The sequence below is a fragment of the Owariibacterium komagatae genome, assembly GCF_045865535.1.
Taxonomy (GTDB): domain Bacteria; phylum Bacillota; class Clostridia; order Oscillospirales; family Ruminococcaceae; genus Ruthenibacterium; species Ruthenibacterium komagatae.
The window spans coordinates 2,693,391-2,718,218 of the sequence record NZ_AP031406.1 but is presented as its reverse complement, the minus strand read 5'-3'; the positions used below and the strand labels follow the sequence as shown (position 1 = coordinate 2,718,218).

The following is a 24,828-nucleotide window of genomic DNA, read 5'->3' as shown; positions in this document are numbered from 1 at the left end:
ACGCATGAAAAAGCACTTTTTCAGCCTGCTGCTGTGCGCCGTGCTGTTCACCGTCCTTCTGCCCGCCGGCGCATTTGCCGCGGGCGGAACCGTGACGCTGACACCCCGGCAGGACAGCGCCGGCGTCATTGTAACGCTGCCCCAAGGCGCCGACAGCGGCGTGACGTCCCTGCGGCTGAGCTTTCAGGTTCAGCTGACCGGCGGTGACGCTGAAAAGACCAGCGCGCAGTTCGCCTTTGACGGCGCGCTGGCCGGCTCGGTGCACGAATATCGCTACGACGCACAGACCGGTCGCCTGAATCTCTATGTATCCGGCCGCGACCGGCTGTTCACCGACAATACCGTCAGCCTGGGGTCCGTGGTTCTCACCACAAGCGACACGGCGGGCGCGGCGGCCTCGGTCAGCGTGGTGGAAAATTCGCTGGAACTGGCCAATGCAGCCTACGGAAGCGACAAACCCGGCGTAGAGGCCCAAACCGTGGAACTGACCGTGGGCAACAGCGGCCAGAACCCTGTCCCGGATGACAGTTCCTCCTCTTCGTCCAGCTCTTCTTCCGAAAGTTCTTCTTCGGAACCGGCAACTTCGCAGCCCTCCGGAAACACTATGGGCGGAGGCACGACCCAGACCACTTCTCCGTCCAAAGGCGCCACCGGCAGCAGCAAGCCGCAGGCAAGCTCCTCTTCTGTGTCCGAATCCGCGGAGAACTCCGGTTCCCAAAGCACAGAGAGCAGCTCCGCATCCTCTTCTTCCACCAGCACCGCGGTTTCTTCGTCCTCTGCATCTCAGAGCGACGTGCAACCGGCCGAAGTGGTCAGCCCCATTCTGTATGTTGTCATCGGCGTTCTGCTCCTCGCGATACTCATCACCGCATTCGTTCTTTTCAAACGCCGCAGATAATTCAAAAGCGCCCGGAATCGTACGATTCCGGGCGCTTTTTTCAATCTGTCCACGCGCTTCCCGGTGCAGGCAGCGGTTTTTCTTCCAGCACATAGCGGCGGATGGCACGGGTCACGCCACAGTCGTTGTTGGAGGCAGCACGGTAACGGCCGTAGGGCGCCATTCCCTGTTCTGCATTGGCCATGAGAAAGCTGTACTGAGCCGCGCGCAGCAGCTCCGCATCGTTGTAAAAATCGCCGAAAGCCATGCTCTGCTCCCGGGCGATTCCCCATTTGTTCTGCATGGCGGTCAGCGCCGCGCCTTTGTCGATGCCCGGGTTCATGATATCCAGAAACACCGGGCCGGACCAGACCACCTGAAGCCTGCCTTCAAACCGGTCGCGCAAAGCCGGGTAGGCGTGCTGCCCCGCACCTTCCATATCGCACACGGCAATTTTAAAGATCGTGTCATCGATGGAAGCCGGGTCCGTATAGGTTTCATAATCCCGATAACTCAGCGCCAGCCGGGCCGTCAGTTCCGCGGAATCACGGAAGTCCCGAATATAGGTGTGCCGTGTCCCGCACAAAATCGCGCGCACGCGCGGCCCCAGCGTCTGCACTGCTGCGTCCACTGCCGCCACATCCTCCGGCCGCAGGTCACTGCGGAAGGTATTTTTTCCCTCTTCCACCCAGAACGCACCGTTGTCGCAGATGAGCGTCATGTGTTCCAGGGCTTTTCCAAATACATAGGACAGCGCCTGACGACTGCGCCCGCTGGCAGCCACAAACCGGATGTTTCTCTCGTTCAAAGCCTGCAGAATGCTGAAAAAATCCGGCGGCAGCTGCTTTTGATCGTTCAGCAGCGTTCCGTCCAGGTCCGTCGCAATCAATCGGATCAATCCAATCCCCTCCCGGCAAACAGGATAACACAAACACCGGCGGCGCGCAAGGAAGGCAGTCTTTTCTTCTCCCATGCGGTCCTCCAAGTCAACTTTTTTGAAAAAAGACGGCTTTTCTTCAGATTTTTTCAAGAAATACCCCGTATACTGAACCTGATCAAAAGGAGGGGACATTCTTGAAAAAGAGAAGGAAAGCCGCCAAACGCCACACAGGCTGTTTTTTCTTTCTGGCAATCGCGTGTCTGGGTCTGTTTGCTTTTCTCTATCTGTACGCAACGCCGGCACCGCAGGCCGGAACAAGCTGGCAGCAGCTGGATCAGCTGACTCTGACCAGCAAAAGCGCTGCCGTGTTGGACCGTGAAAGCGGTCAAATTGTATACGCCCGGGGAACCAGGCGGCGGGCGCCCGCCTCGCTGACCAAGCTGATGACCGCGCTGGTCACGGTGGAAACCACTTCTGACCTGGAACAGCGCGCGTCTCTCAGCAGCCAATGCTACAGCAATCTGATCGCGGCCAATGCGGCCATGGCAGGCTTTGCTCCCGGTGAGGCCGTCACCATCCGCGATTTGCTTCACGGGCTGCTGCTTCCTTCCGGAGCGGACGCGGCCGAAGCTCTGGCCGAATTTGTAAGCGGCAGTGAAGCGGACTTTGTCGAACAAATGAACAACCGTGCCAAAGCGCTGCAGCTGGACGACACCCATTTTACAAACGCCTGGGGAATGGACCAGTGGGGCATGTACTCCACTGCGTCGGACATCGCGCTTCTTTTGGACGCCGTGCTGAAAAACGATCTTTTGCGCGGTATTCTGACCACCCCCACCTACTGCACGGAAAGCGGATTGGAACTTTCCAGTACCCTTTTGGCCTGCGGGCAGGACCTGTCGCTGGCGCAGGGGCGGATTCTGGGTGGAAAAACCGGTTACACCGAAGCCGCCGGGCTTTGCCTGGCCAGCTTCGCCGAAATCGGCGGTCGTGAATACATTGTCGTCACCATGGGAGCGGATGGGAACCATACCACGTCCCCCTACCATATACAGGACACCATTGTCCTGTATAACGCAATTGGGAGACAGCTGGCTCATTGAGCCCTCTGTCTCCCGACGATTTTTCAGGAATTTGCCTCGCGAACGCTCTCCGGCGTCTGATACGTATATGTGTCCAACTCTGTTTCTTCACCGCTTGCCGGATAGTACGTCTCTGTCTCAGAAAGCTCCCGCATGCGGTCCTCGCCGTTCTTTTTCTCCTCTTGGGTAGGCAGACGGCACTGGAACGTCTGCCCTTCTCCCTCATCGTTGCTTACAGCGATATATGCCGGATACACTTCGCTTACTTCCAGCTGGTCTTCCGCGAAATGAAGGTACAAATGCGGCAATACATCTTTCTCAAAGAAGAAGGTCTGTAGCGCATTTTCCTTGGCGGAAAAAGAAAGGCGGTAGGTATCCTGGTCCACCTGCTCCGCGGCGGTGATGGCACGCATACCTCCCACACCGGAGTCCAACGTGCCTGCATAGTAAAAATAGCCGCCGTTCTCGCGGACAAAATAAATCAGATTCCGTCCGCTCATCCAACACTTTTCATCCCATTCGTCCGCGTTCAAACGCGTCCAAAGCGCATCCAAAAGGTCTTCTTCCTGCTCCTGTACCGGCGGAGCCGAAAGGGATATATCCACGGAAGGTGCTTCCGGTGCCTGCACAACGGAAGAAGTCCCTGCCTCTGATGCAGACACAGAAGATGAGGATGAAGGCGCCACGCCGCTGTCAGCCGCACAGGACATCAGCCCCAGAGTCAAAAGCATTGCCAGCAAAACCCCACTCCAATGTTTCATCATTTCATCTCCCTTGGACTAAAAAGGGCTACCCGAAAAACGGGCAGCCCCTTTTATTAAACGGAAAAACTCAGACCTGAGAAGCAGCAACCGCGCAAGCCACAGTCATGCCGACCATGGGGTTGTTGCCGGCGCCGATCAGGCCCATCATCTCCACGTGCGCAGGCACGGAAGAAGAACCGGCGAACTGTGCGTCGGAGTGCATACGGCCCATGGTGTCGGTCAGGCCGTAAGAAGCCGGGCCAGCTGCCATGTTGTCCGGGTGCAGGGTACGGCCCGTGCCGCCGCCGGAAGCCACGGAGAAGTATTTCACGCCATTCTCCACAGCCCACTTTTTATAAGTGCCGGCCACCGGATGCTGGAAGCGGGTGGGGTTGGTGGAGTTACCGGTGATGGAAACGTCCACGTGCTCGTGACGCATGATGGCCACGCCCTCGTTGACGTCATCCGCGCCGTAGCAGCGGACAGCCGCGCGTTCGCCGTCGGAGAAGGCGCGTTCTTCCACAATGTGCAGCTCACCGGTCTTGTAGTCATACTGCGTCTTCACATAAGTGAAGCCGTTGATGCGGCTGATGATATAGGCCGCGTCTTTGCCCAGACCGTTCAGGATAACATGCAGCGGGGTCTTGCGGGCTTTGTTGGCGGTGCGGGCGATGCCGATGGCACCCTCAGCAGCCGCGAAGGACTCGTGGCCAGCCAGGAAGGCAAAGCACTTGGTCTCGTCGCGCAGCAGCATGGCGCCCAGATTGCCGTGGCCCAGGCCAACTTTGCGCTGCTCAGCCACAGAACCGGGAACGGTAAAAGCCTCCAGGCCCTCGCCGATGGCAGCGGCACACTCGGCCGCGTTCTTCAGGCCGCGTTTCACGGCGATAGCGGTGCCCAGGGTATAAGCCCAGACAGCGTTCTCAAAGCAGATGGGCTGCACACCTTTGACGATGGCCTCCACGTCGATGCCTTTGTCGAGGAGCATCTGACGGCAGTCGTCCAGGGTACCCAGATTGTTTTCTTTCAGGCATGCCTCAATTTTCGGCATGCGGCGTTCCTGTCCTTCAAATTTTGCCATTGTTGTCTCCTCCTCTCTTACTCTTCACGCGGGTCGATGTATTTGGCGGCATTCGCGAAACGGCCGTAGGTGCCGATGTTTTTCTCATAGGCTTCCTTCGGATCTTTGCCGTGGCGGATGTCTTCCATCATCTTGCCCAGACGCACGAACTGATAGCCGATGGCCTCGTTGTTCTCGTCCAGCGCGACCTTGGTGATGTAGCCCTCGGTCAGCTCCAGATAACGAACGCCTTTGGCCTTCGTGGAGAAGATGGTACCGGTCATGGTGCGCAGGCCCTTGCCCAGGTCGTCCAGGCTGGAGCCGATGGGCAGACCGTCCTCAGAGAAAGCGGTCTGGCTGCGGCCGTAAACGATCTGTTTGAACAGCTCGCGCATTGCCACGTTGATGGCGTCGCACACCAGGTCGGTGTTCAAAGCTTCCAGAATGGTTTTGCCCGGCAGAATCTCGCCTGCCATGGCGGCGGAATGGGTCATGCCGGAGCAGCCCAGAGTCTCCATCAGAGCCTCTTCGATCACGCCGTTTTTCACGTTCAGGGACAGTTTGCAGCAGCCCTGCTGCGGTGCGCACCAGCCCACACCGTGGGTGAAGCCGGAGATGTCCTTGATTTCGTAGGCCTTGACCCACTGACCCTCTTCCGGAATGGGCGCAGGACCATGGTGCGGGCCCTTGGTGACCGGGCACATATGCTCTACTTCATTCGTATAAGTCATACTTGCTATGCTCCTTACTTTGTTAGTTTTTTAGCACACTCTGCTAACCTATATTATAGAGAATCACCGGTTGGAATGCAAGATATGCATGTCCTTTTTTTCTTTTTTTACACGGAAAGAAAATGCTTTTTTGAAAAAGCAGACAAGCCGTCTTGTTGGAAAAAGAGGTTCATGCTATACTTATAAATAAAATTGGTAATACTAATTTATATTTCAATACCAGAGGAGATGACCCGTTATGGCGCAAGTCAACGTAAATGATATTGATTTGAAAGAGTTCAACAAAGTGCTGACCAGCTGTAAGGGCGATGTGTTCATGGTCACCAAAGAGGGCGACCGGCTGAACCTGAAAAGCAAGCTCTGCCAGCTGATCGGCTTCACCAACCTGATCGAAGGCGGCCACATCGCCAACGCCACACTGGAGTGCACCGACCCGGAGGACCATGTGCGTCTTCTCCGCTTCGGCCTGTTTCATCCGCACGAAGAGTAAACGCATCCCCTTGCGCTGTGCGCAGGGGGATTTTTCGGGGCAGATCGATTGACACTTCTCCCCGCGGCGTAGTATGATAAATAAAATATGCGCAAAAAATTTGAAGAGGTGGATCCATTGGCATTTTTGGAAAAACTGTTTGGTTCCTTTTCGAAAAAGGAACTGAAAAAAATACAGCCCATCGCCGACAAGGTGCTGGCGCTGGAAGATACTTACGCCGCCATGAGCGACGCCCAGCTGAAGGACATGACGCCCAAGCTGAAAGAACGCCTTGCCAAGGGCGAAACACTGGACGATATTCTGCCCGACGCCTTCGCCGTCTGCCGTGAGGCTGCCTGGCGTGTGCTGGGCATGAAGCATTTTCCCGTGCAGATCATCGGCGGCATTGTGCTGCACCGCGCCTGCATCGCGGAGATGAAGACCGGTGAGGGCAAAACCCTTGTGGCCACCCTGCCTGTATACCTGAACGCCCTGACCTGCAAAGGTGTGCATGTGGTCACGGTCAACGATTATCTGGCCAAGCGCGACTCGGAGTGGATGGGCAAGGTCTATCGTTTCCTGGGTCTGAAGGTCGGCCTGATCGTGCACGGTCTGAACAACGACCAGCGCCGCGCCGCCTACGCCGCAGACGTGACCTACGGCACCAACAATGAGTTCGGCTTTGACTATCTGCGTGACAACATGGTCATTTACAAAGAGCAGATGGTGCAGCGCGGCCACGCCTATGCCATCGTCGACGAGGTGGACTCCATCCTGATCGACGAGGCCCGCACCCCGCTGATTATCTCCGGCCAGGGCGACAAGAGCACGGACCTGTACAAGCTGGCCGACAACTTTGCCCGCGGCCTGAAAAAGAGCGTGGTCGCCGAGCTGGACGACAAAGAGGCTCTGGACGACCAGGTCGAAGGCGACTATGTGGTGGACGAAAAGAAAAAGACCGCCACGCTGACCAAAAGCGGCATTGCCAAGGCCATTCAGTACTTCAATCAGGAGAATCTGTTCGGCGATTCCGACGGCAATGTGACCGAGGAGTGCCTGACGCTTCAGCACCACATCAACCAGGCCATCAAAGCCCGCGGCGTGATGAAGCGGGACGTGGACTATGTGGTGCGTGACGGCGAAGTCATCATCGTAGACGAATTCACCGGCCGCCTGATGCTGGGCCGCCGCTACAACGAGGGTCTGCACCAGGCCATCGAGGCCAAGGAAGGTGTGACCGTCGAGCACGAGAGCAAAACGCTGGCTACCATCACCTTCCAGAACTTCTTCCGTATGTACGACAAGCTGGCCGGCATGACCGGTACAGCCCAGACTGAGGCGGGCGAGTTCGAAGAGATCTACGGTTTGGCCGTGGTGGAAATTCCCACCAACAAGCCGGTGGCCCGTCAGGACATGAACGACGTGGTCTACAAGACGGAAAAGGCCAAATTCGACGCTGTCATTGAGCAGATCATCGAATGTCACAAAAAGGGCCAGCCGGTTCTGGTTGGCACCATTTCCATTGAAAAGAGCGAATTGCTGAGCAAGCTGCTGAAGCACCGCGGCATCAAGCACGAAGTTCTGAACGCCAAATACCATGAAAAAGAGGCGGAGATCGTTGCACAGGCCGGTAAATTCGGCGCGGTGACCATCGCCACCAACATGGCGGGCCGCGGCACGGACATTATGCTGGGCGGCAACGCCGAGCACATGGCCAAGGCGGATCTGCGCAAAGAGGGCTTTGCGGAAGAGCTGATTGTGGAAAGCAACGGCCACGCAGACACCAGCGACGAGGAGATTCTCAAGGTGCGCGCCCGCTACAACGAGCTGGAGGCCAAACACAAGGCGGAAATTGCCGAAGAGGCCGAAAAAGTGCGCGAGGCCGGCGGCCTGTTCATCATCGGCACCGAGCGGCATGAGAGCCGCCGCATCGACAACCAGCTGCGCGGCCGTGCCGGCCGTCAGGGTGACCCCGGTGCATCCCGCTTCTTCATCAGTCTGGAAGACGATCTGATGCGTTTGTTCGGCGGCGAACGCGTGCAAAACCTGATGAACAGCATGGGCGTGGAAGAAGATATGCCCATCGAGAACAAAATGATTTCCGGCAGCATTGAAAATGCACAGAAAAAGCTGGAGGCGCGCAACTTCTCCATCCGTAAAAATGTTCTGCAGTATGACGACGTCATGAACTCCCAGCGCGAGATCATCTACGGTCAGCGCCAGAAAGTTCTGGCCGGCGAAGACGTATCGGCCAATGTGCACGATATGGTGACCAAGTCCATCGAGGGAAATGCCCGGCTGTTCCTGTCCGGCGAAGTGGCGGATGACTGGGACTTCGACGGCCTGCGCAACCATTACCGCGGCTGGCTGACCAAGGAAGACGATTTCCACTACACCCCCGCGGAACTGGGCGAGTTGAAGATCGAAGACGTGGTCAAGGTTCTGACCGACCGCGCGGAACTGATCTGCAAAAACAAAGAGCAGCGCTACGGTTCCGATTTGATGCGTGAATTCGAGCGGGTCGTGCTTCTCCGCGTGGTGGACACCCACTGGATGGATCACATTGACGCCATGGAAGAGCTGCGCCGCGGCATCGGCCTGCGCGGCTATGCGCAGCGTGACCCGGTGGTAGAATACCGCATTGAGGGCTTCAATATGTTCGACGCCATGGTGGAATCCATTCAGGAGGACACCACGCGCATGCTGCTGACGCTGGAACTGCGGCGCGAGCAGCCCATTCAGCGCGAGCAGGTGGCCAAACCCACCTCGGAGAGCGGCGCGTCCGACGGAAGCATCCAGAAACAGCCGGTGCGCAAGGTCGTCAAGATCGGCCGCAACGATCCCTGCCCCTGCGGCAGCGGTCTGAAGTGGAAAAAATGCACCTGCAAACAGTACCACCCCGACCAGAACGGAACCCCTGCAAAATAAACAAAAACGGCATCGCCCAGGCGATGCCGTTTTTTATTGTCTTCTGTGTTAGGTTTCCGGTTTCTGGTGCTCGACCTCCCGGCCGTCGGGCGTATGTGCCCCGAAGGAAGGGACAAACAAAAATTTGCGGATGGCAAACAGCGCCGCAATGGTGATGACTGTGAGGAAATTTTCCAAAGGTGTTGTGTGCTCTACGATCATCTGCCGTGCAATGGCAAACAGGAGCACTTCAATGGCAGAGCCCGGCGTATGCTTGGACAGCATTTTGATAAACTCCACGCCGATGACCAGATTGAATACGTGACCCAAAAAAGTATTGAACGCACTGGAAGCGTCCGGGTCCTGCACAAGGCCCGACAATTCCCCCACCACACGGAATCCGGTCAAAAAAATCGCAATCAGCACCAGCGCGGAAATGGCAATTTCCACCACGCTGGCCAGAAAGGCCACTTTTTGGCGCAAAAACTCTTTTGCTTTCATCGTTCCTTTCCTTTCAAGGCTGCGCAGACTTTTTGCACAGCAGTTTTCTATTTTCATTATTTCCGATTCTCCGCGTTTTGTCAACAAAAAGCGGGTGAAGCGAACGCTTCACCCGCCGAATGTTTGTCACGGACGCTTGGCCAGCGGCATTGCCACAGTCAGCAATGCCCACGCAATCTGATAGAGCAGCACCGCTCCCAGAGAAATGCTGCCGAGCCCCGCATAGAAGGCCAGCAGAACGCCGAACAGCGCACTCAGGAAAATCGCTGCCGCCTGTACGATTCGGGCCAGACGCTCGCCGCTGGCCGCGCTGGCCGCCGCACGCATGCCGCCCAGGAAGCTGGCGCAGGTGCCCGAGTGCACCATGATGCCTTCGCTCTCCGCACGGTAGGCTGTTTCGGCCTGCAGAACGTCACATTCCGGCCGGCTCAGCACCTTGATCGTCCCCTTGGGAATGCGGTACGTGCTGGCCACCAGCTTGGAAGTGACATTGAAATCATCCGACTGCACCAGGACGCTGATCCCGCTTTGTGCCAGCCGGTCCAGAATCTTTCTGGCGCCCGCATTGGGCCGGTAGCTGACCAGGAACATGCCGAAGAGCTTGCCGGCCACCGCCATATAAATGGGGGCCATACGGCCGTTTTTGGTGTATTTGTTCTCATAATCCATGCTGGGCAGCTCAATGTCATGGCGCTGCATCATGGCGCGGTTGCCGATGATGACGCGGTTGTGCTCAATCCAGCCGGTAAAGCCGTAGCCGGTCTCCTTGTTCAGGCTCTCCACAGGATACAGCAATTTCTGGTTGTTCTGGATGATCTGCAGGAAAATCTCCCGAAGCGTTACGCAATTTTTCACCAGCATGCTGGCGCCATACAGGATCAGAACATCCAAACGCTCTTTTTCAAAGGTTTTCATGCCATGCAGCTGCACGCTGCCCACCGGGAACAAATCCCGATCACTGAGCAGCACGGTGTTGACCCGTCCCAGCGCATCCACGGCACTGGGGCCGGGAATGACCGCTTTGTGGCGGGCCGCAAAACGCTGCATCAGCTGCGCGGGCACCGCATACACCAGGGTGCAGGCCAGAGGCGCCGCAAGGCACAAAGCCCCTGCCAGACCGGACAAAGCCGGCAGAACCGCTTTGGCTTTTACACCGCAGATCACCGCCGCAAGCACCGCTGCGCCCGCCATTACATAAGAAAGGCGCTGTGCCGCCGCATCGTTGATGCGGGTGGAGAAACTCTGGCTCAAAAAGCCCCGCACCAGCGCGGTGGGACGGCTGACCAGCAATTTGGGATCCGGCTCGCCCAGCCCGCTGCACAGCCGCCGGGTCATCTGCTCCTTGGGCAGAATAAAAGCGGCGGCATGTTCCGCGCCGGAGGTTGCCAATTCAAAATTCGCACAAATCACGCGCACCTGGATCCACTTGCCCAATGCATTCATAAACAGAAGCAGAGCGGCCACCGGTGCAAACAGAGTGATCTGATCGGGGTCATACGCATCGGTAATAAACAGATAACCCACATTCTGAATCAGCGCGCCCGCCACCGCCAGTGAACAGAAGCTGTCCGTGGTCGGGTCATGGATCAGGCCTACAAAGCCGGCGCCGATGGTGGTGATGGAAATCAGCGCGCTGGTTGCCAGCAGCACGAAATTCGCCAGCAGGAAATACAGCGGCTGTGAATGCGCGTCCAACATCTGGAAGGGCGGCAGGCCGCCTTCCGGTACAGTGAAGCCCAAATAGAGCAAAACCAGCGCAATCGCACCTGTGACAGCGCAGCGGATGATCCGCGTTCTGCGCATATCCGCCAGATTGGAAGCAACCGCGGGGGCGTCGGAAAGGTTCTGATATTCTTCGATATCCTCCCGTACCCACTCTTCTTCCGGTTCTTCCCCGGCAGGCACTGCGAAATCATCGCCGGTCAGCGTCACATCGATTTTCGCCCGGCGTTTGGACTTGGTGCGGGACAAATCCTCTTCCTGCGCTCCTGCAATGGCCTGTGCCAATGCGGCGGCGCTGACTTTCTGCGTGCCTTCCTGCGGCGCGATTTTATTTTTGGGCAGATCCAGCGTAATGGAATCCCACTTGGAATACGGGGAAACGTCCGCAGATGACGCAGACGCCGCAGGTGCTTTTTCGGCCGCTTTTTTCAGCACGGGAATCTCCTGCGCTTCATCGGCCGACACCAGATCGCCCGGAACTTCCAGTTCCCCGGTCAGTTCCGCTTCTTCCGGCGCGCGGAATTTCTTGAGCAGACCACCCAAAAAGCTGCGCTTGCGGCCGGTCACTTCGTCCATGGCCGCCCGGTCGGTGGCAACGGTGGTCCCGAAGAAGCTGCGGAAAGCGTCATCCACTTCCACGTCGCCGAACCGTTTCCCGTCCATGCTGTGGTCTACTTCTTCCGGCTCCTGCTGCAGGTTCTCCCGGTCGTGCTGTTCCTGCTGTTTTTTCTCCTGGTCCATCTCCGCCAGGCGGCGGCGAACCTCTTCCTGAATGGCAAACTGCGCCGAATTGTGAATGGTGTTGCGCGCCTCGCGCACCGCCTGCTCCATGATCCGCTGACGCTCGGCCTCCTGCTTTTGCGCCTCGGTTTCCGTAAAGAACTTAATGGAAGGCAGCTCCAGCGTGATGGGCTCTTTTTTCTCTTCTTCCATATCGTCCAGCGACACGTCAATCTGAGGTTTCGGCCGCTCGGGCTTCTGTTCTTTCTGCGGTTTTTCTTCTTTTTCCGGCTCCGGTTCCGGCTGCTCCTCCGCTTCCGGCTGTTCCGGTTCTTCCTCCTCCGGAAGATTCATTTGCGCACGGACGCTGGCACGTTCTTCCTTGGTGTAGTTCTCGGCCGGGTCCGGCAAAAGGATGGGGTCCATGTATTCCGGCTTCTTGGTGTCAAACCCAAGGCCGCGCATGATCTCATCCAGTTCGGCATCCTTGCTTTTCCGGTTCGCCGCGCTCTGCGGCTTTGCCCCAGAGGCGCTGGCCCGCTTTTTCTGCACCTGGGCCAGAATATGATCGATTTCAGAATCCCGGACATAGTCCTTATTCTGCTGTGCACTCAATGGGAACCCTCCGTTCCATAAACCCCAGGCCGCTTACTCGCCGCGCTGGCGCATGATCTCATACAATAAAATACCCGTCGCAACGGACACATTGAAGCTGTCCACACCGGTCGTTCCGCCTGCCATCGGCAGGGAGACCACTCCGTCACACAGACTTTTCACCAGCTGTGAAACGCCTGCGCCCTCACTGCCCGCCACCAGTGCAATCGGGCCGCGCAGATTCTGGCCGAAGGCGGAAGGGCCGCCCATATCCGCACAGTACACAAACACGTTCTCCTTTTTCAACGCGCGCACTGCCTGACCGATGTTCGCCACACGCGCCACCGGCAAACGGGCGGCAGCACCGGCACTGGACTTCAGCACCGTGGCCGTGACGGACACACCGCCGCGGCGGGGAATGACCACCCCGTGCACACCGCACAGAAGCGCAGTGCGGATCAGCGCCCCCAGGTTGTGCGGGTCTTCAATGCCGTCGCACAGCAGCAGAAAGGGCGGTTCACCTTTCTCTCTGGCCACGTCCAGAATCTGCTCCAGTGTGACATAGGAGACATTGGCCGCCCAGGCTGCCACGCCCTGATGCCCCTGGGTGCCGCACATGCTGTCCAGCTTGGCAGCACGCACCCGCTTGACAACGGCCCCGGCCTCTTTGGCCAGCGCCGTATAATATCCGATCTGTTTGGGCTGCATGGTGTCCTGCACATACAGCGTGTCTACCGCACCGCCGCTTTTCAAAAGCTCGGTCACCGCATTTTTGCCGTAAACCAGCGTTGTATCTTTCCCGCTTTTCTCCTGCTCCATAAACTCTCCCTGCAAGGCCGACCGGCCAAAAGGCATACGTCGGCATGGTATTCTGTTATATTATAGCATACAAGCAGGGCTTTTTCTATCTTTTTTCACTTTTTCTTCCCATCACAGCAGCCAATGGACCAGCGCCAACAATCCGGCCGCCAAAAGCATGGCTCCCGCGACCCACCCGTACAGGCCCGTCCCGCCTTTGCGCCAGGTGGTCAAGCGGTCCGCATATCCGAGGGCGGCCTCTTCCTGCGTGCCCAAGCGAACCGCCGGGCAGCCCGGCTTGAAGAACACCAGAACTTTTTCGATGTTTTCATCTTTGGGTTCCTGTATTTCCACCACATCGCGGCGAACGCCCTTCATAGATTCTTCTTCCCTTCTGCGTTTTTATCCTGTGAACAGTTTGGGGAGCGCCTTGGCAAAATAAACAGTTTCTCATCCAAGCTTTGGTTCACAATTCCCCTTTCTGCGCTCTGACAAGACGGTTATACACCTTGTAAAAGGTAATTTTTTCCTCTTGAATGTTGAAAACTCGGTTGAAACTGTGGATAAACTCTTAGTTTTCCCCAAAAATCAGCTGTTGAAACCAGGTTTTTAACATGGTTTTCAACCGTGTGTTAAAAACTTTTCCACAAAACAAACTGTTTAAATTTTCCTGTCAAGCTTTCAAAACAGATATTTTTTGATTGGAAAGCATTGGATTTTCTCTTTTTTGCACAGAGAAAAAACAGAAGGCCTGCACCTTTACAGCGCCAAAAAATTGTCCGACTTTTCTTTGGGCCCTGTTTCTTGACAGCGGGCACCGGCCGTTTTATCATTAGATGAGGATCGAAATAATACCCGCCGGACGGGGGAGGAGGAACTTTTGTGGGATTTGAACGAACATTCAAAGCGCTGTCCGATCCGACGCGGCGCCGCATTCTAGAACTGCTGCGCGGCGGCCCTCTCTCCGCGGGCGAACTGGCCAGTTCCTTCGGCACGACCAATGCCACCATCTCTCACCATCTTTCTGTTTTGAAAGAAGCGGAGCTGGTGACCGACGAAAAGCGCGGCAAGTATATTTATTACGAACTGAACACCAGCGTGGTAGAGGACATTATGGCCTGGGCCGCGGGACTGGTGCGGGAGGTTTCTCATGAAAAAGATCAGTAAAGCGGAAATTCTGATTTGGGCCTTGGCGCTTCTTCCCCTGGCCGGCTGCCTGGTCGCCGGGCCGTTTCTTCCCCGCGAGATCCCCATGCACTGGAACACCAGCGGGCAGGTGGACCGGTACGGCGGCTACGGCGAACTGCTGCTGTTGGCCGCATCCGGGTTCGGCATCGCCCTTTTGCTGAAATTTGTGCCGCGGCTGGACCCCAAACGGGCCAACTACCAAAAATTTTCCGCCGGCTACACCGCCATTCGCCTGTGTCTTGGCCTGTTTTACACCTTTATGGTAGGGCTGACGCTGGCCACCGCCCTGATTCCCGAAGCCCAGAACACGCTGGGCGTAGACCGGCTGTGCATCGGCGCCATGGGCATTGTGTTCTGCGTCATCGGCAACTTCATGCCCAAGTTCAAGCACAACTACTTTTGCGGCGTGCGGGTGCCCTGGACGCTGGCCAGTGAGGACAACTGGCGGCGCACGCACCGCTTTGCAGGGCCTGTCTGGTTCTGCTGCGGGCTGGGAATTTTTGTCTGCGCCTTCCTCTTTCAGGGAACGGTCCTGTCGGTCATCACCTTTCTTTGGATGCTTCCCCTGGCTGCGCCCATCGTGTACTCCTATTGGATCTTCCGCCGCGCGCAGCGTGGTGAGGACAGCCCGCATGAAAAATAAGACGAAATCCGCCTCGTTTTTTACTCAAATGCAATTGATTTTGTCCGCCTCGTGCGGTATACTAGTAAATAGTTAATTGTTTCACAAGGGTGCATTGCGCCCCATTTAAAATTGAGAGGAGCACCATTATGCTGGTAAGCGCAACCGAAATGCTGAAAAAAGCCCGTGACGGCCACTATGCGGTCGGCCAGTTCAACATCAACAACCTGGAGTGGACCAAGGCCGTTCTCCTGACCGCCGAAGAGCTGAAGAGCCCCGTGATTCTGGGCGTTTCTGAAGGCGCAGGCAAATACATGACCGGTTTTAAAACCGTCGCCGCCATGGTAAAAGCCATGGTCGAAACTCTGAACATCACCGTTCCTGTGGCACTGCACCTGGACCACGGCACCTATGAAGGCGCCAAAGCCTGTGTGGAGGCCGGTTTCTCTTCCATCATGTTTGACGGAAGCCACTATCCCATCGAGGAAAACATCGCCAAAACCACCGAGCTGGTGGCTCTGGCTCATGCCAACGGCCTGTCCATCGAGGCGGAAGTTGGCTCCATCGGCGGCGAAGAAGACGGCGTGATCGGCGCCGGCGAAGTGGCTGACCCCGAAGAGTGCGCCAAGATCACCAGCCTGGGCATCGACTTCCTGGCTGCCGGCATCGGCAACATCCACGGCGTGTATCCGGCCAACTGGAAAGGCCTGGATTTTGAGGCGCTGGACAAAATCCACAACGCCACCGACCACATTCCTCTGGTGCTGCACGGCGGCACGGGCATTCCCGCTGACATGATCAAAAAAGCGATCAGCCTGGGCGTTTCCAAAATCAACGTCAACACGGAGTGCCAGCTGAGCTTTGCGGCTGCGACCCGCAAATACATCGAAGAGGGCAAGGATCAGCAGGGCAAGGGCTTTGATCCGCGCAAACTGCTGGCGCCCGGCACCGAGGCCATCAAAGCTACCGTCAAAGAGAAAATGGAGCTGTTCGGCTCTGTGGGCAAAGCGTAATTCTTGCAAAAGCCGATTTTCCGGCCCGCTGCCATGGCAGCGGGCCGTATTTTTATGGTTTGAAAAGTGAGGTCTGCAATGGATGTATTTGATATCATCGGGCCGGTGATGATCGGCCCGTCCTCCAGCCATACAGCCGGGGCGGCCCGCATCGGACGAATTGCCCGCGCGCTGCTGGGTGAACGGCCCGTGTGCGCCCGGATCGAGCTGCACGGCAGTTTTGCCAAGACATACAAGGGACACGGAACCGACCGGGCCCTGGCGGGCGGCATTCTTGGCATGGAGCCCGACGATGAGCGCATCCGGGACAGCCTCTCCATTGCCCGCCGGGAAGGACTGGACGTCCGCTTTTTCCCCGTGCACCTGGACGACGCGCATCCCAACACGGCACGTGTGACCCTGAAGGGAGAAAGCGGCCGCGAGATCACGCTTCAGGGCGCTTCCGTGGGTGGCGGCAGCATCCACGTCACACAGGTAAACGGCATGGCGGTAGACGTCAGCGGTGAGCACACCACACTGATCGTGCTTCACCGGGACGCTCCCGGCACCATCGCGGCGGTGACCGAAGAACTGAGCCGGCGCGGAGTGAATATCTGCAATTTTCGTCTTGCACGGGCGTGCAAAGGCGGCAATGCCGTGATGACCATTGAAGTAGACGGCACCGTGGACGCGGATTTGAACCACTGCGTGGAGCAGCTGCCCAACGTGCTGTCCAGCACCATGCTTTTACCGGTTTGAGGAGGAACACAGCAATGGAACTGGATTTTACCAATCTCTCCGCACTGGTGTGCGAAGCCGGCCGGCAGGGAGTTCCCCTTTCGCAGCTTGTGCTGGAACAGCAGGCGCGGCAGGCCGAACAGGAACCGGAGGTCCTGTACCGGCGGATGCGCGACCAATACGCCGTGATGGCGCAGGCGGTGTGCGCCGGAAGCGAAAAGGGCGTGCGCTCCACCAGCGGCCTGACCGGCGGTGACGGATACCGGATGCAGCAGGCCGTGCGCAACGGCGGTCTGACCGGTCCCGTATTCACCGGCGCGCTGGCCCGCGCGCTGGCTGTCAGCGAATGGAACGCCGCCATGGGACGGATCGTTGCTGCTCCCACTGCGGGCAGCTGCGGCATTTTACCCGCGGCAGTGCTGACCATGCAACAGGAGCGCCAGATTCCTGAACGCGATTGCGTCATGAGCCTGTTCACCGCGGCGGCAGTGGGGCTTGTGATCGCCCACAACGCCACGCTTTCCGGAGCGCAGGGCGGCTGCCAGGCCGAGTGCGGTTCTGCCTCCGCCATGGCTGCAGCAGCACTGGTGGAACTGGGCGGCGGAACACCGGCCATGGCGGAACAGGCTGTGGCCATCGCGCTGAAGAACACCCTGGGTCTTGTGTGTGACCCGGTGGCCGGGCTGGTGGAGATCCCCTGCATCAAGCGCAATGCCGCCGGCGTGGCCAATGCGCTGTGCGCCGCGGAACTGGCGTTGGCAGGCATTCAAAGCGCTATTCCCGCCGATGAAGTGATTCAGGCCATGAAGCGGGTGGGCGACGCCATGCCCGCCGCTCTTCGTGAGACGGCAGAAGGCGGACTGGCCACCACGCCCACCGGGCGGAAACTGTTCGAGCAGGTGTTCGGCACACCGGGCGGATGCCAAGGCTGCGGATGCAATCAATAAAAAAGAAAACCGGCGCGCGGTGTATCCCGCGCGCCGGTTTGTTTTATTCATACCGCAGTGCTTCGATGGGGTCCAGTTTGGCTGCCTTATTGGCCGGATAATAGCCGAAAAATACGCCGATGCCCCCTGAGAATGTCACTGCAAGAGCAATCACGCCCGGACTGGGGGAAGCCGCGTATCCCAGCATACCCGCTCCCAGGCTGCCCAGGCCCACGCCCACGGCAATGCCCAAAATGCCGCCGATGATGCAGATGACCACCGATTCGATGATAAACTGCACACGGATGCTGCCATTGGTGGCGCCCAAAGCTTTTCGGGTGCCGATCTCACGGGTGCGCTCGGTGATGGAAACCAGCATGATGTTCATCACACCGATGCCGCCTACCACCAGGCTGATTCCGGCGATGACCGCAACTGCCAGCCCAATGGTAGACAGCATTTCCGTCATGGATTCGATCATGCTCTCCATACTGGTGGCAGTGACGGTGAACGAGTCGTTTCGCACATAAAAGCTGGAAAAGAACATTTCTGTCTGTTCCAGAAAACTCTGCGTATCCACTCCGGTATTGGGAACCACGGTCAACTGACTGTATCCGTCGTTTCCGTGAGAGATGGCCTTTGCCGCAGACAGCGGAAGATAAATGTCTGTGGAAGGCTCTTCATCGGTGGAACTCAGAACCACGCCGCTGTCCTCGTAACGATACACTCCCACGATGTAGAAAGTGTAAACCTGATTGCCGTACGTCAATTCAAAGGACTTTCCAAGCGGATCATCCCCCAGGGACAACTGACTGCAGAATTCATCGCTGACCACCGCTACCCGGCGGCCGCTGTCCAAATCGTCCTGCAAAAGCCAATGTCCCTGAAGCAGTTCCAGATTCTGCGCTTTCTGATAATCCAGATTGACGCCCGATGCATTGACGGACGCACTTTCCGTACCGCTCTCAACCGTAAAGCTGCCCAGATTCTCCGAAAGGCTGACCGCATAAAGCGAGTCGGAATAAGCCGTGCGATACTGTTCGATCATTTCGTCGGTGATCAAATCTTCCTCACTGTAACTGGAAGAGCGAAACAGCCGCACAGAACCCCCTGCCACAAAATCGCTGTCGCTTTTCTGCGTCAGACTGACCGTGATGTTGCTGGCCCCCATGCTCTGCATACTGGTGGAAATGGCATTGGTCATGCTGTTGGCCACCGTCATAATGGCGATGACCGAACCAATCCCGATGACAATGCCCAGCATGGTGAGCAGCGCCCGCATCTTGTTGGCCCACAGGCCCCGAAGCGCAAGAACGACGTTTTCACGAAACAGCATAGGACGCCTTCCCTCCCTGCCGCTGACCGCAGATGCGGCCGTCCTTGATGGTCACGATGCGCTGACACTCCTCGGCCAGTTCGCTGCTGTGTGTGATGAGAACAATGGTTTTCCCCTGTTCCCTGTGCAGCTTGTGAAACAGATCCATCACCAGACGGCCGGTTACGGAATCCAGCGCGCCGGTGGGCTCATCCGCCAGAAGAATGGCCGGGTCGTTGGCCATGCTGCGCGCAATGGCAACCCTTTGCTTCTGTCCGCCGGACAATTCGCTGGGCTGGTGGGTGGCCCGGTCCGTCATCCCCACAAGATCCAGAAGCTCCCATGCGCGGCGGCGGCGCGCATGGCCTTTCACCCCTGCGTACAACATGGGCAATTCCACGTTTTGAAGCGCTGTCTGGCGCGGAATCAGATTAAAAGTCTGGAACACAAAACCGATTTTTGCACCGCGCACACGGGAGAGTTCCCGGTCGTTCAACCCCTGCACATTCTCCCCGTCCAGACGGTATGTTCCTTCCGTGGGCCGATCCAAAGCGCCGATGATGTTCATCAAGGTGGACTTTCCGGAGCCGGACGCCCCCACAATGGCCACGAATTCCCCTTCCCAAACGGTCAGATCAATGCCGTGCAGCACTTCCAGCTCGGAAGGAGAACCTGTGAAGAAGCGTTTTACAATGCCCTGCATCTCAATGATGGGTTTTGCCATGTTCAGCCCCCCATTCCCGCTCGCCCGCCGGAGGGTCTGCCTTCCATCGCCGCGCCCATATCACTGGGGGCCGCCATGACGCCGCCCTGCATCTCCGTCGGCATCTCCATTTCGCCTTCCTGCTCCTCGGTCACAGCGGTGTCGCTGATGCTGATCTGTACTTCCATGCCCTCGTAAAGGTCCTCACCGCTGATTTCCACATAATAATCCGTCTCCATGCCTGTGGTGACGGGGACCTCTTCAAACGTATCTTCTCCCTGTTTCTTTGCATAAATGATGCTGTTGCCGTTTTCATCGGTGGTCACCGCATCGTAGGGAACGGTGTACACATCCTCTTTCTCTGAAAGCAGAATCTCCGCCTTGGCAGAAAGACCGATGAGCAAACCGCTGTCGGTTTCATCCACTGTGACCTCGGCCCCGAAGCCGGTTCCAGTCCTGCGAAGAAGAGGCCGTTTGAGAGAGCTGCGTCAGCGTTCCGTTGATCTCTTCGTCGCCGGTGGCATCGCTTTTGATGCGGACCGATTGCCCCACCGCCACTTTTTTGATGTCATCTTCATCAATGGTGACCGATACTTTCAGATGGTCTGTGTCCTGCAGAACGGCAACGATTCCGGTATTGGCCGCAGCGCCTACCGTTGCATTGATCGCCGTCACCGTGCCGTCCTGGGTAGCGGTAATGGTGCAATCTTCAATTTTTTCTTTCAAATCGGTAATTTCGTCGCTCTCACCGGCACTGGACAGCTACTCCTGCGCATTTTCCAGGCTGGTCTTGGCGTTCTTCTGGTTTTCCAGCGCGCTCTCATAGCTGGCCTTGGCCGAAAGCCACGCCTGATCCGCCCGGCTGCACGGAACCGCGCATCCGAACGCTCCAAAAAATCAGCGCCCCCAAAACAACGACCGCAAGAACCGCAATCACAACTTTTTTCCGGGTCGGCCGAAGAGCGCGGGCCAGAAACTCCCGAATTCTCCTCACTCTGAAACTCATTACAAAACTCCTCTCCCCATGCAAAAATTCCTTTTCCAGTTTAAAAAGGATTTGCGAAGAGCCTGTGTAAAAGTTGTGAGCGATTTGTGCAATCCGGTACGTTTTTCCCACAAACAGAAACACCCCGGACAGAAAATTCTGTCCGGGGTGTTTCGCATCATTTCAAACAAACTGCCGCCTATCCCTCACCGGTACGGACACGGCGAATCTCTTCCAGGATGATTCCGCGGGCACGGTGCGCCTGCGTCTGCTCCAAAGGCGGAACGCCTTCCAGCGGGTAGGCCAGGCCCAGCGCGTCGTACTTGGCGCGGCCCATGGTATGGTAAGGCAGAACCTCCAGCCCCTTTAGTGTGCGCAGCGGCGCGATCAGGCGGCCCAGCGCCCGCAATTCCTCTTCGGAATCGGTCAGGCCCGGCACCACCACATGGCGCACCACCAGCGGCACCCCCGCTTCGGACAGGGCCCGGGCAAACGCCAGCACCGGCGCCTGTCCGTGACCGGTCAGATGCTTGTGTCCTTCCGGGTCTGCATGCTTCACGTCCAGCAAAACCAGATCCGTGCACGCGAACAACGCGTCAAACTCGGCGCGCCGGTCGGGCCGGTACACAATACCCGAAGTATCCAGGCAGGTGTGGATCCCCTTTTGACGGGCCGCCCGGAACAGCGCCGTTAAAAACGGCAGCTGCAGAAGCGGTTCCCCGCCGGTGGCCGTCAACCCGCCGCCCCGGTAAAAGCTTTTGTTCCGTTCATAGGCGCTGAGAATCTCATCCACCGTCATTTCACAGCCGCCGTCCACCGACCAGGTGTCCGGATTATGGCAGTACAGGCAGCGCATAGGGCACCCCTGAAAAAACACCACCATCCGGACGCCCGGGCCATCCACCGTACCGAAGCTTTCGATGGAGTGGACGCGGCCTTTCTCACATGGAGCCATGGAAGGTGCGGGAGATGACTTCGTCCTGCTGCTCGCGGGTCAGTTTGTTGAAGTTGACCGCATAGCCGGATACACGCACCGTCAGCTGCGGGTATTTCTCCGGATGAGCCTGCGCATCCAGCAGGGTATCCTTGGAAAAAACATTTACGTTCAGGTGATGGCCGCCCTTTTCGGCATAGCCGTCCAGCAGGCTGACCAGATTGTCGATCTGAGAATCCGTTGCTTTCATATTAAAGCACACTCCTTTTTTGGGATTGATTACTGTTCCTCGTCCACCGTCAGGTTGGGTTCGCAGCAGGCGCAGTCCGGCTGCAGTTCGAAGGTGATGTCATCAAACAGCACCGCGTCGTCCTTGCCCAGCGCGCCCGGAATGATGGAGAACGTATTGGAAATGCCGTCCTGGGCATCCTTGAAGGGCAGCTTGGACACCGAGCTCAGAGAGGCTACCGCGCCGTGGGTATCGCGCCGGTGCATGGGGTTGGCGCCGGGTGCAAAGGGTTCGCCCGCCTTGCGGCCGTCCGGCGTGGAACCGGTGTTTTTGCCGTACACCACGTTGGACGTGATGGTCAGAATGGAAGTGGTGGGAATGCCGCCCCGGTAGGTGTGATTGCCCTTGACGTAGCTCATAAACTGATGCACCACATCATAGGCAATGTCGTCCACACGGTCATCGTCGTTTCCGTATTTTGGGAAGTCGCCCTCCACCGCATAATCCACGACCACGCCGTTCTCGTCGCGGACCGCGCGCACCTTGGCATACTTGATGGCCGACAGAGAGTCCGCCACCACCGACAGACCTGCAATGCCCGTGGCAAACCAGCGGGTGACCTCTTTGTCGTGCAGTGCCATCTGCAGGCGCTCGTAGCAATATTTATCGTGCATATAGTGGATGATGTTCAGGGTGTTCACATACACGCTGGCAAGCCACTTCATCATGTCGCGGAAGCGCTCCATCACTTCCTCGTAGTCCAGATACTCGCTGGTGATGGGACGGTACTTGGGACCCACCTGCTTTTTGGAGACCTCGTCCACGCCGCCGTTGATGGCGTACAAAAGGCACTTGGCCAGGTTGGCACGGGCGCCGAAGAACTGCATCTCCTTGCCCACGCGCATGCTGGACACGCAGCAGGCAATGGCGTAGTCATCCCCGTGGGTAACGCGCATCAAATCGTCGTTCTCGTACTGAATGGAAGAGGACTCGATGGAGGTTTTCGCACAGAAGCGTTTGAAGTTGACCGGCAGCCGGGTGGACCACAGCACGGTCAGGTTGGGTTCCGGCGCAGTGCCCAGGTTCTGCAGGGTGTGCAGATAGCGGTAGGACATCTTCGTGACCATGCTGCGGCCGTCAATGCCCATGCCGCCGATGGACTCGGTCACCCAGGTGGGGTCGCCCGAGAACAGGGCGTTGTACTCCGGCGTGCGGGCAAACTTGACCAGGCGCAGCTTCATGATAAAGTGATCCACAAACTCCTGAATCTGCTCCTCGGTAAAGGTGCCGTTGGCCAGATCGCGCTGGGCGTAGATGTCCAGGAAGGTGGAGGTGCGGCCCAGGCTCATGGCCGCGCCGTTCTGCTCCTTGATGGCCGCCAGATAGCCAAAGTACAGCCACTGGATGGCTTCCTGCACGTTGGCCGCCGGGCGGGAAATGTCAAAGCCGTAGATTTTGCCCAGCTCTTTCAGCTCCTTGAGCGCTTTGATCTGCTCGCTGAGCTCCTCGCGCTCCCGGGTCACGTCAGAATACATGATGGTGCGGGTGGTGTCCTTCTGATGCTGCTTATCCACGATCAGGCGGTCCACACCGTACAGTGCCACACGGCGGTAGTCGCCGATGATGCGGCCGCGGCCGTAGGCGTCGGGCAGGCCGGTGATGATGTGGCTGGACCGGCAGGCCCGCATCTCCGGGGTGTAGGCGTCAAACACGCCGTCGTTGTGGGTTTTGCGATGCTTGGTGAAAAATTCCACGATCTGCGGGTCCACCTGATATCCGTTCTGCTCACAGGCTTTTACCGCCATGCGAATGCCGCCGTAGGGCTGCAGCGCACGTTTGAAGGGCTTGTCCGTCTGGAAGCCCACAATTTTTTCCTTGTCCTTGTTCAGGTATCCCGGTCCATGGGAAGTGATGGTGGAAATGATTCGGGTGTCCATGTCCAGCACGCCGCCCTTTTCCCGCTCCTGACGGGACAGCTCCATCACCTGATCCCACAGGGCAAGCGTATCTTCCGTGGGGCCTGCAAGGAAGGACTCGTCGCCCTCATAGGGCGTATAGTTCTTCTGGATAAAGTCGCGTACGTTGATCTCCTTCTGCCAGATGCCGGAGGTAAAAGAATTCCATTCCTGTCTCATTCACGTTCTCCTTTGTTTCCATTGCTCTTTTCAGAGCCGCTTTTGGACCACATCTATACTATACCATTTTAGTATAATATAGTCAAGTGGCCTCTTTTTGCCAGGGGGAAAGTGGGTGCTCAGCGGTTTTCGATCTCGTCCACTGCGTCGATGACCGCCGAACGGAAGCCCTTGCGCTCCAGCGCCGCCACACCAACAATGGTGGTTCCGCCGGGCGAACAGACAGCGTCCTTCATCGCGCCGGGGTGCTGGCCGGTTTCCAGCATGAGCTTGCCTGTGCCGACGACCATCTGTGCCGCCAGTTCATAGGCCAGCGCGCGGGGCAGGCCGTGCTTGACGCCGGCGTCGCCCAACGCTTCCAGAAACATGCTGGCAAAGGCCGGGCCGCAGCCGCTGACCGTGCCCGCCACACTGAACTGCTTGGCGTCCACCAGACGCACCAGCCCAATGCTGGACAGAAGCTGTTCCACCAGTAAAAACTCCGGCTGTGTGAGGGAGTGCTTTTGCTCGCACACAAACATTCCCTCGCCCACGCAGACCGGCGTATTGGGGATGGTGCTGATGTGATGGGTGCCCGGAGCCAAAAACTCCTCGTACCAGTCAAACAGGCAGCCCGCGGCCACGGAAACCAGAATTTTTCCGGGCAGCAGTTCCCGAATCGGCTCCAGAACTTCCCGCACCAGATAGGGCTTAACCGCCACGAACACCACATCGGAAGCGAACGCGACCTCGGCCGCGTCTTTCCGGGGAAGCATGCCCGCCTTCTCCGTGTTGGCGCACAGCTTGTCCCAGTTTTTTGCACAGGCACAAATCTGGTCCGGCCGCAGCGTGCCCTGGCGAATCAGTCCCTTTGCAATGGCGCCGGCCATGTTGCCGAAGCCGATAAATCCCACCGTGATCTCCGATAACTGTTTCATTCCGTTTCTCCTTTCTCTACGATGAAGCGGGTCCAAACGGTCCCGCAAAGTGCTCCAGGA

Annotated in this window: 26 protein-coding genes; 9 read left to right on the top strand and 17 right to left on the bottom strand. The window is 57.7% G+C overall.

What is annotated here, in order from left to right:
* Positions 1-4 precede the first annotated feature (4 nt).
* Positions 5-898, top strand: a complete 894-nt coding sequence (locus ACKTS9_RS13510; RefSeq protein WP_349214527.1) for a hypothetical protein — start codon at positions 5-7, stop codon at positions 896-898.
* A gap of 40 nt (positions 899-938) precedes the next feature.
* On the opposite strand, the gene ACKTS9_RS13505 is transcribed toward ACKTS9_RS13510, so the two are convergent.
* Positions 939-1,775, bottom strand: coding sequence for an HAD family hydrolase (locus ACKTS9_RS13505; RefSeq protein ID WP_349214529.1), 837 nt, complete (start codon positions 1,773-1,775; stop codon positions 939-941).
* Between the two features lie 176 nt (positions 1,776-1,951).
* Between ACKTS9_RS13505 and ACKTS9_RS13500 the strand changes: the two genes are divergently transcribed.
* Entirely contained in the window at positions 1,952-2,860 is a 909-nt protein-coding gene (locus ACKTS9_RS13500; protein ID WP_407881400.1) for a D-alanyl-D-alanine carboxypeptidase family protein, read from the top strand.
* Between the two features lie 23 nt (positions 2,861-2,883).
* Here the strand turns inward: ACKTS9_RS13500 and ACKTS9_RS13495 are convergent, their stop codons facing one another.
* From ACKTS9_RS13495 to ACKTS9_RS13485, 3 genes are all read right to left on the bottom strand, one after another.
* The gene (locus ACKTS9_RS13495) at positions 2,884-3,603 is read right to left on the bottom strand and encodes a hypothetical protein (protein WP_349214531.1); all 720 of its coding nucleotides are present in this window, start codon (positions 3,601-3,603) and stop codon (positions 2,884-2,886) included.
* 67 nt (positions 3,604-3,670) lie between these two features.
* Positions 3,671-4,663, bottom strand: coding sequence for a GGGtGRT protein (locus ACKTS9_RS13490; RefSeq protein ID WP_349214533.1), 993 nt, complete (start codon positions 4,661-4,663; stop codon positions 3,671-3,673).
* A gap of 17 nt (positions 4,664-4,680) precedes the next feature.
* Positions 4,681-5,373, bottom strand: coding sequence for an iron-sulfur cluster assembly scaffold protein (locus tag ACKTS9_RS13485; RefSeq protein ID WP_407881398.1), 693 nt, complete (start codon positions 5,371-5,373; stop codon positions 4,681-4,683).
* A 238-nt stretch (positions 5,374-5,611) separates the two neighbouring features.
* Between ACKTS9_RS13485 and ACKTS9_RS13480 the strand changes: the two genes are divergently transcribed.
* Both ACKTS9_RS13480 and secA read left to right on the top strand, forming a co-directional pair.
* Complete coding sequence (locus ACKTS9_RS13480) at positions 5,612-5,863, top strand: hypothetical protein (protein WP_349214537.1); 252 nt, start codon at positions 5,612-5,614, stop codon at positions 5,861-5,863.
* 117 nt (positions 5,864-5,980) lie between these two features.
* Complete coding sequence (secA, locus tag ACKTS9_RS13475; protein WP_407881395.1) at positions 5,981-8,770, top strand: preprotein translocase subunit SecA; 2,790 nt, start codon at positions 5,981-5,983, stop codon at positions 8,768-8,770.
* 48 nt (positions 8,771-8,818) lie between these two features.
* Here secA and ACKTS9_RS13470 read toward each other — a convergent pair whose 3' ends face one another.
* The 4 genes from ACKTS9_RS13470 to ACKTS9_RS13455 all read right to left on the bottom strand — a co-directional run bounded on the left by ACKTS9_RS13470 (position 8,819) and on the right by ACKTS9_RS13455 (position 13,462).
* Positions 8,819-9,250 carry a phosphate-starvation-inducible PsiE family protein gene (locus ACKTS9_RS13470; RefSeq protein ID WP_407881393.1) on the bottom strand — a complete coding sequence of 144 codons (432 nt, stop codon included), beginning with the start codon at positions 9,248-9,250 and terminating at the stop codon, positions 8,819-8,821.
* Between the two features lie 126 nt (positions 9,251-9,376).
* Positions 9,377-12,307, bottom strand: a complete 2,931-nt coding sequence (locus tag ACKTS9_RS13465) for a hypothetical protein (protein WP_407881391.1) — start codon at positions 12,305-12,307, stop codon at positions 9,377-9,379.
* Positions 12,308-12,340: 33 nt separating this feature from the next.
* The gene (gene rlmB / locus ACKTS9_RS13460) at positions 12,341-13,105 is read right to left on the bottom strand and encodes a 23S rRNA (guanosine(2251)-2'-O)-methyltransferase RlmB (RefSeq protein ID WP_407881389.1); all 765 of its coding nucleotides are present in this window, start codon (positions 13,103-13,105) and stop codon (positions 12,341-12,343) included.
* 111 nt (positions 13,106-13,216) lie between these two features.
* Positions 13,217-13,462, bottom strand: coding sequence for a hypothetical protein (locus ACKTS9_RS13455; RefSeq protein WP_407881387.1), 246 nt, complete (start codon positions 13,460-13,462; stop codon positions 13,217-13,219).
* A gap of 504 nt (positions 13,463-13,966) precedes the next feature.
* Here ACKTS9_RS13455 and ACKTS9_RS13450 point away from each other — a divergent pair.
* The 5 genes from ACKTS9_RS13450 to sdaAA all read left to right on the top strand — a co-directional run bounded on the left by ACKTS9_RS13450 (position 13,967) and on the right by sdaAA (position 17,571).
* On the top strand, positions 13,967-14,251 hold the full coding sequence (locus ACKTS9_RS13450) for an autorepressor SdpR family transcription factor (RefSeq protein ID WP_349214546.1): 285 nt from the start codon (positions 13,967-13,969) through the stop codon (positions 14,249-14,251).
* Entirely contained in the window at positions 14,235-14,915 is a 681-nt protein-coding gene (locus ACKTS9_RS13445; RefSeq protein WP_407881384.1) for an SdpI family protein, read from the top strand. Before ACKTS9_RS13450 ends, ACKTS9_RS13445 begins: the two co-directional genes overlap by 17 nt.
* A gap of 128 nt (positions 14,916-15,043) precedes the next feature.
* Positions 15,044-15,907 (top strand): class II fructose-1,6-bisphosphate aldolase, encoded by an 864-nt coding sequence (fba, locus tag ACKTS9_RS13440; protein ID WP_349214550.1) that lies wholly within the window; start codon positions 15,044-15,046, stop codon positions 15,905-15,907.
* A gap of 78 nt (positions 15,908-15,985) precedes the next feature.
* Positions 15,986-16,645, top strand: coding sequence for an L-serine ammonia-lyase, iron-sulfur-dependent subunit beta (sdaAB, locus tag ACKTS9_RS13435; protein ID WP_349213959.1), 660 nt, complete (start codon positions 15,986-15,988; stop codon positions 16,643-16,645).
* Between the two features lie 14 nt (positions 16,646-16,659).
* The gene (sdaAA, locus tag ACKTS9_RS13430; RefSeq protein ID WP_407881380.1) at positions 16,660-17,571 is read left to right on the top strand and encodes an L-serine ammonia-lyase, iron-sulfur-dependent, subunit alpha; all 912 of its coding nucleotides are present in this window, start codon (positions 16,660-16,662) and stop codon (positions 17,569-17,571) included.
* 43 nt (positions 17,572-17,614) lie between these two features.
* On the opposite strand, the gene ACKTS9_RS13425 is transcribed toward sdaAA, so the two are convergent.
* From ACKTS9_RS13425 to proC, 9 genes are all read right to left on the bottom strand, one after another.
* Positions 17,615-18,886: an ABC transporter permease gene (locus tag ACKTS9_RS13425; protein ID WP_407881378.1), complete on the bottom strand. Its 1,272-nt coding sequence runs from the start codon at positions 18,884-18,886 to the stop codon at positions 17,615-17,617.
* Positions 18,873-19,589, bottom strand: coding sequence for an ABC transporter ATP-binding protein (locus ACKTS9_RS13420; protein WP_407881376.1), 717 nt, complete (start codon positions 19,587-19,589; stop codon positions 18,873-18,875). The genes ACKTS9_RS13425 and ACKTS9_RS13420 overlap by 14 nt, the downstream gene beginning before the upstream one ends.
* A 2-nt stretch (positions 19,590-19,591) precedes the next feature.
* Entirely contained in the window at positions 19,592-19,993 is a 402-nt protein-coding gene (locus ACKTS9_RS13415; protein ID WP_407881374.1) for a hypothetical protein, read from the bottom strand.
* Positions 19,986-20,294 (bottom strand): HlyD family efflux transporter periplasmic adaptor subunit, encoded by a 309-nt coding sequence (locus tag ACKTS9_RS13410; RefSeq protein WP_407881372.1) that lies wholly within the window; start codon positions 20,292-20,294, stop codon positions 19,986-19,988. The genes ACKTS9_RS13415 and ACKTS9_RS13410 overlap by 8 nt, the downstream gene beginning before the upstream one ends.
* Positions 20,295-20,388: 94 nt before the next feature.
* On the bottom strand, positions 20,389-20,574 hold the full coding sequence (locus ACKTS9_RS13405; RefSeq protein WP_407881370.1) for a hypothetical protein: 186 nt from the start codon (positions 20,572-20,574) through the stop codon (positions 20,389-20,391).
* Positions 20,575-20,752: 178 nt separating this feature from the next.
* Positions 20,753-21,508: a pyruvate formate-lyase-activating protein gene (gene pflA / locus ACKTS9_RS13400; RefSeq protein ID WP_407881368.1), complete on the bottom strand. Its 756-nt coding sequence runs from the start codon at positions 21,506-21,508 to the stop codon at positions 20,753-20,755.
* Positions 21,495-21,737, bottom strand: a complete 243-nt coding sequence (gene grcA3 / locus ACKTS9_RS13395; RefSeq protein ID WP_349216222.1) for an autonomous glycyl radical cofactor GrcA3 — start codon at positions 21,735-21,737, stop codon at positions 21,495-21,497. The genes pflA and grcA3 overlap by 14 nt, the downstream gene beginning before the upstream one ends.
* 29 nt (positions 21,738-21,766) lie before the next feature.
* Positions 21,767-23,851, bottom strand: a complete 2,085-nt coding sequence (pflB, locus tag ACKTS9_RS13390; RefSeq protein WP_349216221.1) for a formate C-acetyltransferase — start codon at positions 23,849-23,851, stop codon at positions 21,767-21,769.
* A 119-nt stretch (positions 23,852-23,970) separates the two neighbouring features.
* On the bottom strand, positions 23,971-24,768 hold the full coding sequence (gene proC, locus ACKTS9_RS13385; protein WP_407881364.1) for a pyrroline-5-carboxylate reductase: 798 nt from the start codon (positions 24,766-24,768) through the stop codon (positions 23,971-23,973).
* Between the last annotated feature and the right edge of the window lie 60 nt (positions 24,769-24,828).

Excerpts from the sequence above, each read along its gene's own strand:
- ACKTS9_RS13455 (WP_407881387.1), bottom strand. The coding sequence starts at position 13,462 with ATGAAGGGCGTTCGCCGCGATGTGGTGGAAATACAGGAACCCAAAGAT.
- ACKTS9_RS13445 (WP_407881384.1), top strand. The coding sequence starts at position 14,235 with ATGAAAAAGATCAGTAAAGCGGAAATTCTGATTTGGGCCTTGGCGCTT.
- ACKTS9_RS13510 (WP_349214527.1), top strand. The coding sequence starts at position 5 with ATGAAAAAGCACTTTTTCAGCCTGCTGCTGTGCGCCGTGCTGTTCACC.
- proC (WP_407881364.1), bottom strand. The coding sequence starts at position 24,768 with ATGAAACAGTTATCGGAGATCACGGTGGGATTTATCGGCTTCGGCAAC.
- ACKTS9_RS13485 (WP_407881398.1), bottom strand. The coding sequence starts at position 5,373 with ATGACTTATACGAATGAAGTAGAGCATATGTGCCCGGTCACCAAGGGC.
- rlmB (WP_407881389.1), bottom strand. The coding sequence starts at position 13,105 with ATGGAGCAGGAGAAAAGCGGGAAAGATACAACGCTGGTTTACGGCAAA.
- sdaAB (WP_349213959.1), top strand. The coding sequence starts at position 15,986 with ATGGATGTATTTGATATCATCGGGCCGGTGATGATCGGCCCGTCCTCC.
- pflA (WP_407881368.1), bottom strand. The coding sequence starts at position 21,508 with ATGGCTCCATGTGAGAAAGGCCGCGTCCACTCCATCGAAAGCTTCGGT.
- ACKTS9_RS13470 (WP_407881393.1), bottom strand. The coding sequence starts at position 9,250 with ATGAAAGCAAAAGAGTTTTTGCGCCAAAAAGTGGCCTTTCTGGCCAGC.
- ACKTS9_RS13420 (WP_407881376.1), bottom strand. The coding sequence starts at position 19,589 with ATGGCAAAACCCATCATTGAGATGCAGGGCATTGTAAAACGCTTCTTC.
- ACKTS9_RS13405 (WP_407881370.1), bottom strand. The coding sequence starts at position 20,574 with ATGAGTTTCAGAGTGAGGAGAATTCGGGAGTTTCTGGCCCGCGCTCTT.
- pflB (WP_349216221.1), bottom strand. The coding sequence starts at position 23,851 with ATGAGACAGGAATGGAATTCTTTTACCTCCGGCATCTGGCAGAAGGAG.
- ACKTS9_RS13425 (WP_407881378.1), bottom strand. The coding sequence starts at position 18,886 with ATGCTGTTTCGTGAAAACGTCGTTCTTGCGCTTCGGGGCCTGTGGGCC.
- sdaAA (WP_407881380.1), top strand. The coding sequence starts at position 16,660 with ATGGAACTGGATTTTACCAATCTCTCCGCACTGGTGTGCGAAGCCGGC.
- grcA3 (WP_349216222.1), bottom strand. The coding sequence starts at position 21,737 with ATGAAAGCAACGGATTCTCAGATCGACAATCTGGTCAGCCTGCTGGAC.
- ACKTS9_RS13495 (WP_349214531.1), bottom strand. The coding sequence starts at position 3,603 with ATGATGAAACATTGGAGTGGGGTTTTGCTGGCAATGCTTTTGACTCTG.
- fba (WP_349214550.1), top strand. The coding sequence starts at position 15,044 with ATGCTGGTAAGCGCAACCGAAATGCTGAAAAAAGCCCGTGACGGCCAC.
- ACKTS9_RS13490 (WP_349214533.1), bottom strand. The coding sequence starts at position 4,663 with ATGGCAAAATTTGAAGGACAGGAACGCCGCATGCCGAAAATTGAGGCA.
- ACKTS9_RS13480 (WP_349214537.1), top strand. The coding sequence starts at position 5,612 with ATGGCGCAAGTCAACGTAAATGATATTGATTTGAAAGAGTTCAACAAA.